The organism is Mesorhizobium sp. AR07, assembly GCF_024746815.1.
Classification (GTDB): Bacteria; Pseudomonadota; Alphaproteobacteria; order Rhizobiales; family Rhizobiaceae; genus Mesorhizobium.
On record NZ_CP080526.1, the window covers coordinates 128242 to 144155 of the forward strand.

14 protein-coding genes are annotated in these 15914 nt (G+C 56.7%); 12 read left to right on the top strand and 2 right to left on the bottom strand.

Going from position 1 to position 15914, the window contains the following annotated elements; genetic code table 11:
- Window positions 1-14 precede the first annotated feature (14 nt).
- On the top strand, window positions 15-1394 hold the full coding sequence (locus BPNPMPFG_RS33340; protein ID WP_258597514.1) for an aspartate aminotransferase family protein: 1380 nt from the start codon (window positions 15-17) through the stop codon (window positions 1392-1394).
- Between the two features lie 434 nt (window positions 1395-1828).
- Here the strand turns inward: BPNPMPFG_RS33340 and ehuR are convergent, their stop codons facing one another.
- Window positions 1829-3208: a MocR-like ectoine utilization transcription factor EhuR gene (ehuR, locus tag BPNPMPFG_RS33345; RefSeq protein WP_258597515.1), complete on the bottom strand. Its 1380-nt coding sequence runs from the start codon at window positions 3206-3208 to the stop codon at window positions 1829-1831.
- 293 nt (window positions 3209-3501) lie between these two features.
- Here ehuR and ehuB point away from each other — a divergent pair, with 293 nt between their 5' ends.
- From ehuB to BPNPMPFG_RS33395, 10 genes are all read left to right on the top strand, one after another.
- Window positions 3502-4365: an ectoine/hydroxyectoine ABC transporter substrate-binding protein EhuB gene (gene ehuB / locus BPNPMPFG_RS33350; protein ID WP_258597521.1), complete on the top strand. Its 864-nt coding sequence runs from the start codon at window positions 3502-3504 to the stop codon at window positions 4363-4365.
- Between the two features lie 71 nt (window positions 4366-4436).
- Entirely contained in the window at window positions 4437-5252 is an 816-nt protein-coding gene (gene ehuA / locus BPNPMPFG_RS33355; protein ID WP_258597523.1) for an ectoine/hydroxyectoine ABC transporter ATP-binding protein EhuA, read from the top strand.
- A 33-nt stretch (window positions 5253-5285) separates the two neighbouring features.
- Window positions 5286-5960 carry an ectoine/hydroxyectoine ABC transporter permease subunit EhuC gene (ehuC, locus tag BPNPMPFG_RS33360; protein WP_258597525.1) on the top strand — a complete coding sequence of 225 codons (675 nt, stop codon included), beginning with the start codon at window positions 5286-5288 and terminating at the stop codon, window positions 5958-5960.
- 3 nt (window positions 5961-5963) lie between these two features.
- Window positions 5964-6623, top strand: coding sequence for an ectoine/hydroxyectoine ABC transporter permease subunit EhuD (gene ehuD / locus BPNPMPFG_RS33365; RefSeq protein WP_258597527.1), 660 nt, complete (start codon window positions 5964-5966; stop codon window positions 6621-6623).
- A 23-nt stretch (window positions 6624-6646) separates the two neighbouring features.
- Window positions 6647-7831: a M24 family metallopeptidase gene (locus tag BPNPMPFG_RS33370; protein WP_258597529.1), complete on the top strand. Its 1185-nt coding sequence runs from the start codon at window positions 6647-6649 to the stop codon at window positions 7829-7831.
- Window positions 7828-9060, top strand: coding sequence for a M20 metallopeptidase family protein (locus BPNPMPFG_RS33375; RefSeq protein ID WP_258597531.1), 1233 nt, complete (start codon window positions 7828-7830; stop codon window positions 9058-9060). Before BPNPMPFG_RS33370 ends, BPNPMPFG_RS33375 begins: the two co-directional genes overlap by 4 nt.
- Window positions 9057-9815: a maleate cis-trans isomerase family protein gene (locus BPNPMPFG_RS33380; RefSeq protein ID WP_258597534.1), complete on the top strand. Its 759-nt coding sequence runs from the start codon at window positions 9057-9059 to the stop codon at window positions 9813-9815. Before BPNPMPFG_RS33375 ends, BPNPMPFG_RS33380 begins: the two co-directional genes overlap by 4 nt.
- A gap of 44 nt (window positions 9816-9859) precedes the next feature.
- Complete coding sequence (locus tag BPNPMPFG_RS33385) at window positions 9860-10888, top strand: NAD(P)-dependent oxidoreductase (RefSeq protein WP_258597541.1); 1029 nt, start codon at window positions 9860-9862, stop codon at window positions 10886-10888.
- Between the two features lie 95 nt (window positions 10889-10983).
- On the top strand, window positions 10984-12405 hold the full coding sequence (locus BPNPMPFG_RS33390) for an amidase (RefSeq protein ID WP_258597542.1): 1422 nt from the start codon (window positions 10984-10986) through the stop codon (window positions 12403-12405).
- A gap of 79 nt (window positions 12406-12484) precedes the next feature.
- Window positions 12485-13672, top strand: a complete 1188-nt coding sequence (locus tag BPNPMPFG_RS33395) for a M24 family metallopeptidase (RefSeq protein WP_258597544.1) — start codon at window positions 12485-12487, stop codon at window positions 13670-13672.
- Between the two features lie 136 nt (window positions 13673-13808).
- Here BPNPMPFG_RS33395 and BPNPMPFG_RS33400 read toward each other — a convergent pair whose 3' ends face one another.
- Window positions 13809-15524, bottom strand: coding sequence for a type IV secretory system conjugative DNA transfer family protein (locus BPNPMPFG_RS33400; RefSeq protein WP_258597662.1), 1716 nt, complete (start codon window positions 15522-15524; stop codon window positions 13809-13811).
- Here BPNPMPFG_RS33400 and BPNPMPFG_RS33405 point away from each other — a divergent pair.
- Entirely contained in the window at window positions 15405-15716 is a 312-nt protein-coding gene (locus tag BPNPMPFG_RS33405) for a hypothetical protein (protein ID WP_258597705.1), read from the top strand. The two genes, BPNPMPFG_RS33400 and BPNPMPFG_RS33405, sit on opposite strands and share 120 nt — an antisense overlap.
- Window positions 15717-15914: the final 198 nt, after the last annotated feature.

The following is a 15914-nucleotide window of genomic DNA, read 5'->3' on the forward strand; positions in this document are numbered from 1 at the left end:
CAGGAGTCAAAAAGATGCTCGACCAGTCCAACGAACTCGCCGCCTGGGATCGCGACCATTTCTTCCATCCCTCGACCCATATGGGCACGCACGCGCGCGGCGAGAGCCCGACCCGCGTTATGGCCGGTGGCGAAGGCGTCACCGTCTGGGACAACAATGGCAAGAAGAGCATCGATGCCTTTGCCGGTCTCTATTGCGTCAATGTCGGCTATGGCCGCCAGAAGATCGCCGATGCCATCGCTGCTCAGGCCAAGAACCTGGCCTATTACCACGCCTATGTCGGCCACGGCACAGAGGCCTCGATCACGCTTTCCAAGATGATCATCGACCGCGCGCCGCAAGGCATGTCGCGGGTCTATTTCGGCCTCTCCGGGTCCGACGCCAACGAGACCAACATCAAGCTGATCTGGTATTACAACAACGTGCTGGGACGGCCGGAGAAGAAGAAGATCATCTCGCGCTGGCGCGGCTATCACGGCTCGGGCGTGATGACGGGATCGCTGACCGGGCTCGACCTGTTCCACAACGCCTTCGACCTGCCGCGCGCGCCGATCCTGCACACCGAAGCGCCCTACTACTTCCGCCGCGCCGACCGCTCGATGAGCGAGGAACAGTTTTCGCAGCACTGCGCCGACAAGCTCGAGGAAATGATCCTGGCCGAAGGCCCCGAAACCGTCGCCGCCTTCATCGGCGAACCGATCCTCGGCACCGGCGGCATCGTGCCGCCGCCCGCCGGCTACTGGGAGAAAATCCAGGCGGTGCTGAAGAAGTATGATGTGCTGCTGGTCGCCGACGAGGTGGTGACGGGCTTTGGCCGGCTGGGCACCATGTTCGGTTCCGACCACTACGGCATCAAGCCGGACCTGATCACCATCGCCAAGGGTCTGACCTCGGCCTATGCGCCGCTGTCGGGCGTCATCGTCGCCGACAAGATGTGGCAGGTGCTGGTGCAGGGTTCCGACAAGCTCGGCTCGCTCGGCCATGGCTGGACCTACTCGGCGCATCCGATCTGCGTTGCCGCAGGCGTCGCCAATCTCGAACTGATCGACGAGATGGACCTGGTGACAAATGCCCGCGAGACCGGCGCCTATTTCCGCGCCGAACTGGCCAAGGCCGTCGGCGGTCACAGGAATGTCGGCGACGTGCGCGGCGACGGCATGCTGGCGGCGGTCGAGTTCGTCGCCGACAGGGACGACCGGGTGTTCTTCGACGCCTCGCAGAAGATCGGACCGCAGGTGGCGACGGCGCTTGCAGCGAGCGGCGTCATCGGCCGCGCCATGCCACAGGGCGACATTCTCGGCTTCGCCCCGCCGCTCTGCCTGACCCGCGAGGAAGCCGACATGGTCGTGGCGAAAACGGCCGATGCGGTGAGGAGCGTGTTTGCTCCTCGTTAGGCATTCGGGTCACACCAGCGTTACCCATTAGGCGATCCGAAATTAGGCAAAGAACCACTGCCGCCAGTTTACCTGGGACCAAATGCCGATCGGCAGGGCGATTTGGGCTCAGTGGCAGCGCCGTCACAGCTCGACGCGCTTATACATAGCCGCCGAGATGCCAGAGCTGCGAAGCGGCCAAAGGGGAGGGCCGTGTATCTTCGGGCCATGATTGAGGACAAAACTACGATCTCATGGCCGGGCCAAGCAAGATGTCAGCCCGGCGTAAGCATCGTTAGCTTAAAGGCTTCGGTAGCCGGGGCGGACAATGCGCACCAGCAAATCCGACTACGGTGAAGCAATGTCGAGCCAGCGCGACAGTTTCAGCAGTTCGTCTCATATCCGATCCGATCGCCAACCTGTTTCACTTTTACTGTCAAATCAACTTGCATAGTTCAGAGCAGAACCGGTTCAGGTTCGCTGTGCAGCAAATTATGAATGACGTTCAATCCGCGGTGCAGCTCTTCTGCCGTGGTCGACCCGACTGAAATGCGGACAGCTGGATGATTCTCCGAAATCGCAAAAGCTGAGCCGCGCGCCAGGACTACGCCCTGCATGCGAGCGTGTGAGACAAACTCATCTTCTGGAAACCGCTCACCAAGGGGAAGCCATATGTGGAGACTTGCACGGTTAGAACTGTATTGAACACCTTTGAGGACAGATGCGACCAACTCGTGCCGCCCGAGAAGTGTTTCGCGTTGCCATTCCACGAATCGTTGGCAGGTCCCATCCTCAACCCATCTTGCTGCGATTTCAGCAATCAATGGTGTGGCGCTCCAACTTGTTACGTTATGACGATTTTCGACTGCAGGGAGGAGACGTTCGGGCGCCACGAGATAACCCGTGCGTAGTCCGGACATGATCGGTTTCGTGAAGCTTGTGATATAAATGGTCCGTTCGGGTGCCAGAGCCTGAAAAGTTGGCGGCCTGTTGTCTACGAGCGGCCCCAGGGCGTCATCCTCAATGATCTGCAAGTCGTATTTTCGAGCGATCTCCACAATCGCATTGCGCCGCCCCTCGCCCATAATAAATGCGGTTGGACCAAGCGCATTGGGCATCATGAAGAGCGCGCGAATGAGGTGGTGCTGGCAGACGCTTTCGAGCGCATCGGGGATCAATCCCTCCTCGTCAATAGGCACACCCTGAACCTTTAGACCAAGATACGAGGCCAAAGGCAGCATCACATGGAGCCCTATCGCTTCGGTTGCGATCGTCATGCCGGGCTGACAGGTCGACATGAAAGCGACCGTCAAGGCGGGCGTTCCGCCATTCGTCAAATGTACTGTCCTCTCATCTGTATCGACGCCGCAATACTTCAGCCATTCGGTTGCAATCGAGCGATGGCGCGCGAAAAGAGTTCCTGGGCGAGAGCCGAAGACGGTGCTCGGCGGCAAATCGACGGCTAACGCTGCAAGTGTCTCCTTCATACGTTCGAGGTGCAGAATGTCGGAAACTGGCTTCAGTATCGACAGGTCAATCAATCCGGATGTGCGCAGGGGTGCGTATGGCGTGACCGCTTCAGAATTGACGCTAGAACCTTTGATAAACGTTCCGCGGCCAATTTCCCCAGCCACGAGACCGCGGCGAGCGAGTTCTTCATACGCTCGAGACACGGTAGGGAGCGAGACACCGAGCCTAAAGGCAAGCTGCCTTTGCGGCGGAAGCTGCTCGCCTGGCTTCAGAGCCCCAGAAGAGACGGCTCCCGCTATTTGATCGGCAATCGACAGAAAATATGGCTGCGAAAGACGTTCGTTTGTCGGCGTCCACATCGTCATGGAGGTCCTACCGTCGACTGCCGCCCTGCGGACGGGCGAAAGTCAGAAAATTGTCTAATTTTAATAGCGCAACGCGAGGAAACATAGAACAGCAACCTAATGTCATTGGACAATTTAGTCAATTGACAACGATCGGACCGATTGTCATGTTTATACCGGCAGCGGAAAAAAGCAGTTTGCCCTAGGTCAAACGAAGCTCTCGTCATGTAACCGCGGGGCATCGGGTCGGGATATTTTCGACCGACGTCCTGCTGGCAAAGCGATCTAGAAGAGCCACCAGAAAGGGAACAACAATGGCATCAAACACCAAACGGCAGTCTTCTTTTGCTCCTCGCGGCCTCGCAACGGTGCTGACCGCAATCTTGGCAATCACAGCGGGGAGTGCTGCGATCGCGGAGGATCTCGACGTCAACCAAGAGATTTCGATCGCCATCGGCGGTGAGCCGCCCTATACGGAGTTGAAGCCCGACGGTACATTGAGTGGCGCTGGCCCCGACATCGATCGGGGCGCATTGGCGCTCTCCGGGTTCAAGAACTTCAAAGGCGAGCTGATACAGTACGGGGCGATGATACCAGCCCTACAGGCGAAACGCGTAAGAATCCTCTCAGCCGGCTCTCTCAACATTCGCCCCGAAAGGTGCACGGTCGTTGATTTCGCTGAACCGGCCATCTGCACTGCGCAAGCTTTCCTGATCCGCTCCGACATGAGTGGCAAGTTTAAAAGCTACAAGGAATTTGCCGACCTCGGCCTCAAGCTGGCGGTGGGCGCCGGAACTTTGCAGGCCCGGGATGCGCTCTCAGCTGGAGTGAAGCAAGAGAACCTGGTTCCCTATCCTGACAACACCAGTGCGGTGAAGATGCTCCAAGACAAACGCGTGGATGCCATCGCCCTCAATGATGCGGGTGTCATAGACATGAAGAGTCGGTCGGGTGATGATACTTTGCAGACCATCATACCGATCGCTAACACCCCTATTGATTGTGCAGCCGCAGCCTTCAATAAAGAGGATAAGGCACTACGCGACGCCTACAATGTAGGCCTGAAAAAGCTAAAAGACAGCGGCGAATTCGAGAAGATCATGGCGAAATATGGTCTTCAAACGAACTATAAGATTTTGGCTAGCGCCAAGTCGGCAGCCGAGATGTGCAATCCGTAAATTCGAACTCCAGTGATAATGCCCAGCAGCGACAGCTGCTGGGCTGCGATCACACGAAAGGAGACAGCGCAATGGGATTGCATGTCGCATCCAAGGCTCCTGATTGCCAGCCCATCATTGAATTCCGGAACGTTGAGAAAAGCTATGGCTCCCTCAAGGTTCTGGAACAACTCTCGTTCTCGGTTAAAGCCGGTGAGCATCTTGCGCTGATTGGTCCATCTGGCTCGGGAAAAACGACGATCCTTAGAATTTTGATGACACTCGAGTCGGTTACTGCTGGAGACGTGATCGTCAATGGCGTTTGTCTAAACCACGAGCAAAGAGGCGGTAAACAAGTGCCGTCGTCAGAGGCGCATCTACGCAGAATGCGGGCTGCCTTCGGAATGGTCTTCCAACATTTCAACCTCTTCCCGCATAAAACCGCTCTTCAAAACGTTGCCCTCGCGCCGGTACTGACTGGAAGTTTATCGAAAGCGGCGGCCAAAGAACGTGCGCTTCAAATGTTGGAAAATGTTGGACTTGCCGACAAAGCACATGAGTATCCGTCAAGATTGTCTGGCGGCCAAAAACAACGCGTCGCGATTGCGCGTGCTCTCGCTTTGCAGCCAAAAATACTACTTCTTGACGAGATCACCTCGGCTCTTGATCCGGAACTGGTGGAAGAGGTCCTAAACGTCATCACAAATCTCCGCAACGAGACCGACATGACGATGCTCCTGGTTACCCACGAGATGGGTTTCGCCAAGGATTTTGCCGACCGGGTGTTGTTCTTCGAGCGCGGGAAGATTGTTGAAGAAGGCCCGCCGTCGGAAATCTTTCAGTCGCCTCACCACGAGCGCACGAAAAGTTTCCTTCGCAAGATAATCGCCGCAGGCCATCGCCTTTGAGGCGGTCCATCAAGGCAGCGCAAGGTCATCCCAGTGAATAATTTTGAGTCTGCAATCGGATACAGCTGGTTCATACTCACGGGGGCTGTCGCTACCGTGGAACTCACGTTTTTGAGCTGCCTGCTTGCGTTGATACTGGCTATGCTGTCTGGCATTGCTCTCACTGCAGACCAGATTTCCGTGCGAGCCATAACGCGGATCTATGTGGAGATCTTCCGCGGCACCTCAGTGTTCGTCCAACTGTTCGCGGCTTATTTCGTCCTGCCATTTGTTGGTGTTTCTCTATCTCCACTGCAGTCCGGCGTCCTGGCGCTGGGCCTGAACGGTGGCGCTTATGGCGCTGAAGTTGTTCGCGCGGCGCTCAACGCCGTCGGTCGCGATCAGCGGGAAGCAACTATCGCATTAAACCTGACGCGGTGGCAGTCGCTCTGGTGGGTGATCCTTCCACAGGCGGTCGTGTTCATGCTGCCAAGCTTTGGAAATCTCGCGATCGAGCTCATGAAGGGCACTGCGGTGGCATCGCTCATAACGGTCTCGGAGCTAACGTTTCAGGCGCAGGTGGTACGAGGCCAAACAGGCGACACCGCTATGCCCTTTCTGCTCATCTTGGTCATTTATCTTCTAATTGCGTCTGCGTTGATAAGTTTCGTTCGGTGGCTTGAAAGACGCTTTGGGCGTGGCATCGTCAGCGCAAACACCGGAGGTTAACCGATGAACTGGAGCTGGGAATTCGTCGCTGAGATAACGCCGGATTTGCTTAAAGGACTCGTCGTTACGGTAAAGATAACGTTGATCTCGTCGGTTGTGGCTCTGAGCGTCGGACTATTCTTCGCAATCGCCAAGATGTCGTCAGTCGATGCGGTTCGCCGTTCCGCGGTTCTCGTAACAGAGACGATTAGAAGAACGCCGCTGCTGGTTCAGCTGTACTTTCTCTTCTACGTCCTGCCAGACATTGGAATTGTTTTGTCTCCCATGGTCGCCGGGATAATCGGTCTCGGTTTTCACTATGCCACTTACGTGTCAGAGGTCTATCGCGCCGGGATCATTAATGTCCCAGCCGGGCAATGGGAGGCTGCGAGGGCCTGCAACCTGACCAAAAGGCAGACGTGGAGGGAAATCGTCCTGCCGCAAGCCATTCCCCCGATGATCCCGCCTTTGGGGAATTATGTAATCGCGATGTTCAAGGAAACGCCAATACTATCGGCGATCACCGTCCTCGACCTTATGGGCGAAGCGCTAGCCAAGGCCAACTTCAGCTACCGCTATCTCGAACCAATCACTCTCGTCGCCATAGGCTTCCTGTTCGTCAGCCTTTGCTCTGCGGCCCTTGTTCGGCTTTTGGAAAACCATCTGAAACTTCGGGCTGCGTGAGCAGCCGAATTGAGGAATCAACAATGACTGCACCGGAACCACGGTTTGAGATCTCCGAATACAAAGCTCGGCTCGAGGCCACCCGCAAAGCAATGGAGCGTGAGGGTGTCCACCTTCTGATCGTCACAGACCCCGCGAACATGGCTTGGCTTACCGGTTATGACGGCTGGTCCTTCTACGTTCACCAGTGCGTCCTCATCCATGAGGACGAAGAACCGGTCTGGTTCGGTCGCGAAATGGACGGCAACGGTGCTCGCCGAACCATTTACATGGACGACAGCCGCATCAAGTCCTATGCGGATCACTACGTCCAATCCTCCCAATATCATCCGATGAGTGCCCTTGGCCAATTGGTTACAGACCTCGGCTGGTCCACCGGTTCCATCGGGATCGAAAAGGACAATTACTACTTTACCCACGCAGCCTTTGAAGCCCTGTCATCCACGCTGCCGAATGCAAGCTTCAAAGACACGACAAGGCTTGTGAAATGGCAGCGGATCATCAAGTCGCCCCGCGAAATCGAGTACATGCGGGGAGCAGGCAAAATCGCGACGGCCATGCATCAGCGCGTGGCCGAAGTGTTGAAACCCGGCGTCAAGCAATCGGACATTGTCGCGGAAATTTACCACACCGCCACTCGTGGCGTTGATGGCTTCTGGGGCGATTACCCAGCGGCCGTTCCCATGATCGGGGCGGGCATCGACGCCTCCGCGCCTCATCTGACTTGGTCAGATCGTGAGCTTCGCTCTGGGGAAAGCATTTTCTTCGAACTCGCCGGCGTCCACAAACGCTATCACTGCCCTCTCTCCAGGACATTTTATCTAGGTAAGCCGGATCGAAAGTTCGTCGACGCAGAAAAGGCCGTGCTTGAGGGAATGGAGGCTGGCTTGGAGAAAGCGGTGCCGGGGAATTCCTGCGAAGACGTCGCGCAAGCCTACTACACCGCTATTGAGCGTCACGGGCTGAAAAAGCCAAGCCGTTGCGGCTACTCGATCGGTCTCGCTTATCCGCCGGATTGGGGTGAGCATTCCGCAAGCTTCCGCACAGGGGACCGCACTGAATTGCGACCAGGGATGACGTTCCATTTTATGTCTGGCCTGTGGTTTGGCGACTGGGGCATCGAAATCACCGAAAGCATCCTTATCACCGACACGCAGCCCGAATGCCTGGCGCAGTCTCCACGCCAGCTGATAGTGATCGATCAATGAATGCGGCGGACACAGACCTCAAACGGGCCAGTCACGCATACCATTTGCCGGCGGGATGCGAGGAGCAAATTCTCGCTCTCCGGCACTACATGCACGCAAACCCCGAGCTATCAAATGAGGAGCACAACACTCGGGCAAAAATAGCGGAGTTTTTGGGTGGTGCGGGGCTGCAAACACCTCAGGTCTTTCACGCCACAGGCTTGTTCGTTGACATTGTCGGTGAGGGAAATGGAACCTCCATAAACGTGGTGGTTCGTGGCGACATCGACGCGCTGCCCATCCAAGAAGCTCGCCCAGATATTCCATTTAAGTCCCGGTTCCCTGGAAAGATGCATGCTTGCGGCCACGATGCGCACGCATCTGCAGCACTAGGCGTTGTATTGGCGGCGCTTGCCCATCGTCAGCACTTCGCCGGAAAGGTGCGTGTTGTGTTTCAACCGGCCGAGGAAGCAGAACCTCTCGGCGGCCGATCTGTCGCTGAACAAGGTCTGCTTGACGGTTTTGACTGCGCGATTGGGATGCATGTGAACCCCGAAATGCCCTCCGGAACGTTTTCTGTCCTGACGGGTCCGGTAACAAAGTCTTCCGACGAATTCCAGATCATCTTCAAAGGCAAGAAGAGCCACGCGGCGTGGCCGGAGCTGGGTGTTGATGCGATCGCGATCGCGTCCACATTCGTCATTGAGATCCAAAAGCTCGTATCGCGTGAGAGCCACGCCGACGAAGCTCCTGTCATTTCAATCGGCCGTTTCCATGGTGGCGAAGCAACCAATATCATCTGCGATCGCGTCGTGCTCGACGGCACCCTGCGAACACGTTCGCCCGACGCCCGTCAGAGGCTTCGACGCCGTTTGGAGGAACTGGCTCGCCAGATCGCCGCAATGCATCGTGGAGAGGCAGAGTTCAAGTTGGTTCCCGGAGAACCTGCCGTCGTAAACGATCCAGGCATCAGTCGAACGGCCCGGGAAGCGATCGCCGAAATCTGTGGAAGGGACTCACTCGTTCCGACGAGACCTCTCGCAGGCGCAGACGACTTCGGATTCTACGCCGAGAAGCTCCCATCAGTCTATTTCTGGTTTGGCTGTTACAACGAAGCGCTCGGAAACATAACCCACGTTCACACGGCGGAATTCGGAGTCTCCGATGATGACGTGTTAGGCGCGGCTCGTGCTGCTTGGGCAATCGTCAGAAAACTTCAAGTTTCAGCAAACGAGGGCATGTCGTCTTGACCACGTTATCAATCAAACATCTTGAAGCGGCTATGGACGCAGGGATGGCGGGCCAGGTCGTAATCGGCTTGATTGCTCTTTCGACAGATGTCGTGACTGAGTACGAGCTGCGGAGGATGCTTCCGGAGGATGGCGTTAGTATTTCTGCAACCAGAATTGAGACGAAAAACCCCATTACCGTCGAAAATCTGCGTGGCCATGCGCATGAAATTGCGAGAGCTGCCGAGCTGTTCGTGCCCCGTCAGTCCGTCGATGTCTTTGCCTACGGCTGCACGTCTGGATCTGCGCTGATTTTGCAAACGACCCTTGAAGCAGAACTGCACCGAACTGCACCAGGGGCGAAGTTAACATCGCCTATGACAGGAGCGTACAAGGCTTTTCGTCAGCTCGGGATTCGGCGGGTCGATCTTTTGACACCCTACCCAGACGACGTTACGGCGGCGATGACCGAGTGCTTGAAGGATGAAGGTATTTCAGTCGTGTCTTGTGGTTCATTCCACATCGAAAACGACTATGAAATCATCAATATCACGCCGGAGAGCATAATAGAGGCGGCCGAGGGACTAAATTCCGCTGATTCCGAAGCTTTGTTCATACCATGCACTGGTCTGAGGACTTCGACAATCATCCAGTCCCTCGAAGCACGAATTGGCAAGCCTGTAATCACCGCTCACCAAGCAATGCTCTGGGATGCGCTTAGACTTGCCGGCTACACACAGCCACTGTCGGGATTCGGAAAGCTACTCACTGTCTGAAGCGACCTGCGAATCGACCAATTATCAGAATTCAGGAGGACCAGATGAAAGTTCTATGCTTGTGGTATGCCACGGACACTGAGATCAGCCTGATCAAAGAAGTGCTGCCGCCGGGAACCGAGGTGGTGGCACCGAGGGGCGAATATCTCTCGCGTTTCGACTGCGACTATTCAGACGTGAAGCATCTGGCGACCGACGCCGATGCGATCATTGCTTTTAGCGTTCCGGAAGGAATCCTTCAGGTCGCGGAAAAGCTCAAGGTGTTCTCGTGGCTGCATTCCGGCGTGGACGACCTTGGGCTGATGGGCGCGCTAGATCTTTTCAAACAGCGTGGCGTCAAGCTCGCCAACATTCGCGGCGCTAATGCGGTCGCGGTCGCAGAGCAAGCAATGATGTTTGTACTAGCTCTTGCAAAAAAGACTCTTCTCAAGCACCGGGCGACAGAAGAAGGTAGGTTTCTATTCCCTCTCTATGATGACGAATACAGATCGGCGATGCTACACGGTCGCACAATCGGCGTGATTGGAATAGGGAATATCGGCGGGCGCATCGCCAAACACGCCAAGGGGTTCGACATGCAAGTCCTCGGCGTGCGTCGCACCAAGGGCGGCCCCGCGGTCGAGTTTTTCGATGCAGTGCACGGGGTCGACGAGTTGCACCATGTTCTGCCGAAGTGCGACTACGTCGTCCTGGCAACGCCTGATACAAAAGAGACGCATCAGTTTTTCGGCGCCGCGGAACTCGCCGCCATGAAACGATCGGCTTTTCTCATTAATATCTCGCGTGGCATGTTGATCCAGGAGAAGCCGCTATACGAAGCGCTCACTGCGGGCACCCTTCGTGGTTTCGCAACCGACGTATGGTGGCAGTACAATTACGGCCAAACATTTCCGATTGGCTGGGGATCGCGCCTTGGAATCCACAAATTGACCAATGTGATCGTGTCGAACGACCAAGCGGCGAATGCCGATGACGTGCTTGAGAGGAATATCCGCTGGGGCTCGCAGAACCTGGCAGAATTTGTATCGGGTACACCCATGAGGCGAGAAGTGAGACTTGATCTGGGATACTAAGCCAGCATGGTGTTCTTGCAAATAGTCATTCCGTAAACTCGGTGATCGTTTAAAGCCGCCGGCCACCGCTGACCCAAGATAGAGCGCGACATACAATGAGCAGCGTTACCAAAGGTTTCGGGACCTTGCGGACCCTGACGGCTGTCGAATGCATCGAGCTATACAAATCCGGCGCGACCTCGCCTGTGGAGGTTATCCGGGACTGTCTTGAGCGCATCGATGCGGTCAACGCTGATCTCAATGCTTTTTGTCACGTCGATGCCGATGCAGCATTGACGGCAGCCCGGCAGTCTGAGGAGCGGTGGAACAAGGGACAGCCGATTGGCGTGCTCGACGGCGTGCCAGCAACAATCAAAGACCTTACACTGACACGCGGAATGCCGACACGACGAGGGTCAGCAACAACCAGTGCGGCCGGGCCATGGAATGAAGATGCACCGCTCACCGCCCGCATGCGAGAAGCAGGATCCATCATTCTCGGAAAAACTACGACACCTGAGTTTGGCTGGAAAGGAGCTACCGACAGTCCACTGACCGGTATCACGCGTAACCCTTGGAATCCGAAATTGACGCCAGGGGGATCGTCTGGTGGTGCGGCCGTGGCATCAGCGTTGAACCTCGGCTTTCTTCATCAAGGTAGCGACGGCGGTGGCTCAATCCGGATTCCCGCGAGCTTTACCGGCACATTTGGTTTCAAGCCGACTTTCGGATACGTGCCGCAGTGGCCGCTTAGTGCCATGGGAGCGCTATCTCACATTGGACCAATGACCCGGACGGTCGATGACGCTTTGCTGATGATGGATGTTATCACCCGTCCCGATGCACGGGACGGCTATAGCGGCACGACTTATAAGGCCGACGTGTCAGGCGAAACCAAGTCCCTGGACGGGATCCGGGTCGGATACAGTCGTACTCTTGGCTACGCCGATGTGGCGCCTGACATTCTGCGCGTCACCGACGCAGCTGTTCAACAGCTTCGAGGCCTGGGGGCAGAAGTTGTTGAGGTAGACCCTGGCTTTGCCAATCCCGTAGAGGTATTCGCAACTTTCTGGTTCGCCGGAGCAACGCGTCTGATTGCTCGCATGAGCGAGGCACAGAAAGAGCTGCTGGATCCCGGTTTTCTTGATTGTGCGCTCCGGGGTGAGAAAATCTCTCTCGCGGAATTCAAGGATGCCGAACAGGCACGCTTCGATCTTTCGGCAAAAATGGCCGATTTCCATGAAAGCTTTGATCTGCTGATCACTCCTACCGTCGCCATTGCACCTTTCCCCGTTGGAAAGGACAAGCCAGACGGGTTCAGCGGCTGGGTCGATTGGACGCCCTTTACCTACCCTTTCAACCTGACTCAGCAGCCTGCAGCATCCCTGCCGTCTGGGCTCGACGACGCCGGGCTTCCGGTGGGCCTGCAGCTTGTCGGACCGCGGTATCAAGACGCACACGTACTCAGCGCCGCGCGCGTGATTGAAAGGCAGCTAGGCCGCCTGACTCCGCCAGATCTGCAAACGGGAAGTCGCTAGCCTTCCCCCAAATTTCCACGTGTCAAGCGTCATCTCGCCATTCTCGAGAGGCGCGCACGCCACCAAGGATGGAGGACCAATGTCCGTGCAAACGAATGACTTGAGACAACACCCCAATGGCAAGGTTCTGACATTTGCGCTGCGGGAGTTTGAGAACCGAGTCAGCCGACTCGATGCCATGCTCCAGAAAGAGAAGATCGACATCTACCTCGGTCATGCGCCCGAAAGCCTCAATTATTTCACCGGCTTCGATCCACTTGGCATCTATTTGTATGAATGCGTGTTTTTCCAGACTGGAGCGAAGGAGCCCTCGCTACTCACTCATAAAGCTGAGAAAGAGCTCACCGTTTTCCAGTGCTGGATCTCCGACATTGTCATCTGGACGCACGGTCAAGATCCCGTCCAGATGACAATCGACAAATTGCGCGCCCTCGGTGCAATAGCTGGGAAGAGGGTAGGCCTCGAGATGGCAAATTGGTATCTTCGGGCCGACCTCTACAAAGCCCTGACAGTGGCATTTCCAGAAGTTCAATTTGTCGACGTGACGCAGAAAATCATGCGGCTGCGCACCATTAAATCGCCGACCGAAATCGAATATATGCGAAAAGCTGCCGGCTTCTCCGACCTCGCTGTGGAGGCGATGGCCGAGGTTCTCCACCCGGGAGTAAGCGAGCTCGATGTGCTGGCGGCGGTGCAGTCGAAATTGGCGCTTGCCGGCTCCGAATATCCCACACTGCCGTTCATTATCGCTTCGGGGTGGCGTTCAGGCACATTCCACGCGCTTCCCTCATCGAAAATCATTGAGGCGGGTGACCCGATCCTTTTTGAGTTCACGGGAACCTGGAAACGCTATAATTCCAACCTTTGCCGCACCGTAGTAGCGGGCGAGGCATCTGACCGGCTGCTCCACCTCTGGAAAATCAACTACGAATCGTTCTGGCGGCCTTTCGAGCTGATCCGGCCTGGCGCATCGGTTTCGGATATCGACCGCCTCAGCCGAGACATCAGGGGCGATTATGCCGACTTCATAGTGGGTCGCGCGGGCTTTGGGATGGGCCTGTCTTACCCGCCAACCTTTGCGCAATTCCCGAACATTCTGGTGGGTGACGAAACAGTCCTCGAGCCCGGGATGATCTTCTCCCTTGAGCCGTCGATATCGCAGTTCGAAGGCGTTACCATGTCATACGGATACAACATCCTCGTGACGGAAAATGGCGCGGAGATTCTGCAGAACACACCTAAAGAACTTTTCGAGATTGCAGCTTAGCACCGCAAGAACTGCCGACTGAAACGCGGAAGCTACGTTGACCTCGTACTTTAAACCGTGGCGGGTGGCGCATCAAACACAGCCTGTTTCGGTTGGCCGGGAGGCTCGTTGGCGGCCATCGTCGTAGGCTGCTCGCCTAATCGACTAGATCAGGCAAAGCTTCTTCGACGATGCTGAGATTTCGATCGAAAGTCTCGGTGTCGGATGCGTTGGCGCGCAGAGAACGCACCTTGTTCAGGATTGCCGCAACCGCCGCTTCCTTGTCGGGCGCTATTCGTGTTGTCACCGCTTTGGCGGCCAAAGCGGAAAAATCTATAGAGGCATAGACTGGTACGGATTCGGCGTCTGTTGCTTTCAGCCGTTCTCTTACGATTGTGCGCCGGCGTGGAGGGGGTGCTATGCTGCTTGCTTTCGCGGCAAATGTCGCGCCGCGCCGCAGGCGCGTCTGCAAGAGGCCTGAGCGGTACGTGGGTGCTTTCGGCACAATCGTCGGGACCGCTGGAGATGGAACCGCCGCGGAAGCGTCCAATGCAGGGCCTTTCGTGCGCGAAACCTCGACAGAGCCGGGCAGGGGCATGAACGCGCGTTTGGCTAGCTGGCCGTCGGCGAAATAGAAATTGCGCGTGCCGAGGATTGGCAGTTCGCCGCGCGGCAATATGATGACCCTGTTCTTGTCGAGGGTACGGATTTCATCCGGCCGCATGAGGGGTCGCCGCACTTGCTTGCGGTGCTCCGAGCGCGTGTAATAAGTGTCGAACAACGTAGCCTTGGTGCGCGTCACGTCCTTTTGCACGTCCGACGTTTCGCCGAGCTGTTCGGAAACATAGCGCAGATCGTCAACGTCTTGCGCACCGAAAAAGATCTGCACGCGAGCGGCGTTGATGAGTGTCTTGCGCCCCTCCTGGCGATAGATCTCGTCCACAGCCTTCAGCGACTGCACGAAAAACCACATCGAAACGCCGTTGCCGCCGAGCACGCTCGCCATTTCGGTCACGTTCTCGAGCTTGCCGAGGTTCTGGAACTCGTCGAGCAGCACAAGCACCGGATTCTCGTCCGGACGCGGCATGGTTTCCGACATGAAGTTCATCATCTGTGTGATCAGGACGTTGAACAACGGTCCAAGCGACGTAATCTGCTCGCGCCGTACGTCGAGATAAAGAGAGATCCGGTCGCGCTTGAGTTTGCGAATATCGAACGTGCTGCGCGAGGTAGCTCGCATCAGGCGCTCGTTGAGAAAGGGGGCCATGCCGGTCCGCACGCCGGCATAGATTCCGGAAAACTGCCGCTCAGACATTTCGAAATATGGCAACAGGGTTTGCAGCGTGAAATGCGAACATTCGCGGCGGCGTTCCTCTCGCAGCGAGCCGATGAATTCGAGGAGCGGCTGCTCGGCACCGTTCATGATCTCGAGGATTGTGGCGAAGGTTTTCTTCTCGTTTGGGATTGCAGGCGATTCCATGACGAAGGACGCGATGCCGGTAAAAAGGAGGCGGGCATCGTTGACCCAATAAGGGTCTGAATTTGAGGGCGGACGCGGAAACAGCGCCGCAGCGATATTGCGAAGGTCGATGTCGCGCTGCGCTGAGTCCAGCGAGATGAAGTCCATGGGATTGTAGCATGCGGTATTGCCATCCGGATCAGCCGGCGCAAAACGCACCACGCGGCTCATGGTCGAGCGGTAGCCTGCGGTCGCCGCATAGGTCTCGCCGCGCAGGTCGAGAACCACGAGCGAATGCGGCCAGGTCAAGGCGTTCGGTATGATGAGAGACGTGCCTTTACCGGAGCGCGGCGGCCCTATGACGAAGCCGCCGACATCATCGCCATCAATCCACAGTTTCTTGCCGCCGATCAGCTTGCGCTGCGTCAAGCGGATCTTGCCGGTGCGCTGATCGCGGCCGGGCGACAGAATTTCGGCAAGCCTGCCGCTAGCTCGACCGACGAAGACGCCGCCCACTTTCGTCAGGCCGGTTTTCGATACGTCGCTCATCGTCATGAAGCGAGAGTCATTGCGCTTTCTCGGGCGCATGAGAAACAGGCTGACTAGGGGCGCAAAAAACCCGAATGCTCCGGCGGCAATGGCGTATTGTATCCGGCCAAGATCCCTCGCCATCGTGTCCGCCCAGGCCTGACGAACGACCGGCAAGGGATTGGCGTTCAGCTGGTCGAACAGGACGTGGGAGCCAGTCCGGTACCAATCCGTCGCGGCATAGGCGACGGTGAAGACCAGGGCGCCCAGGGCCAT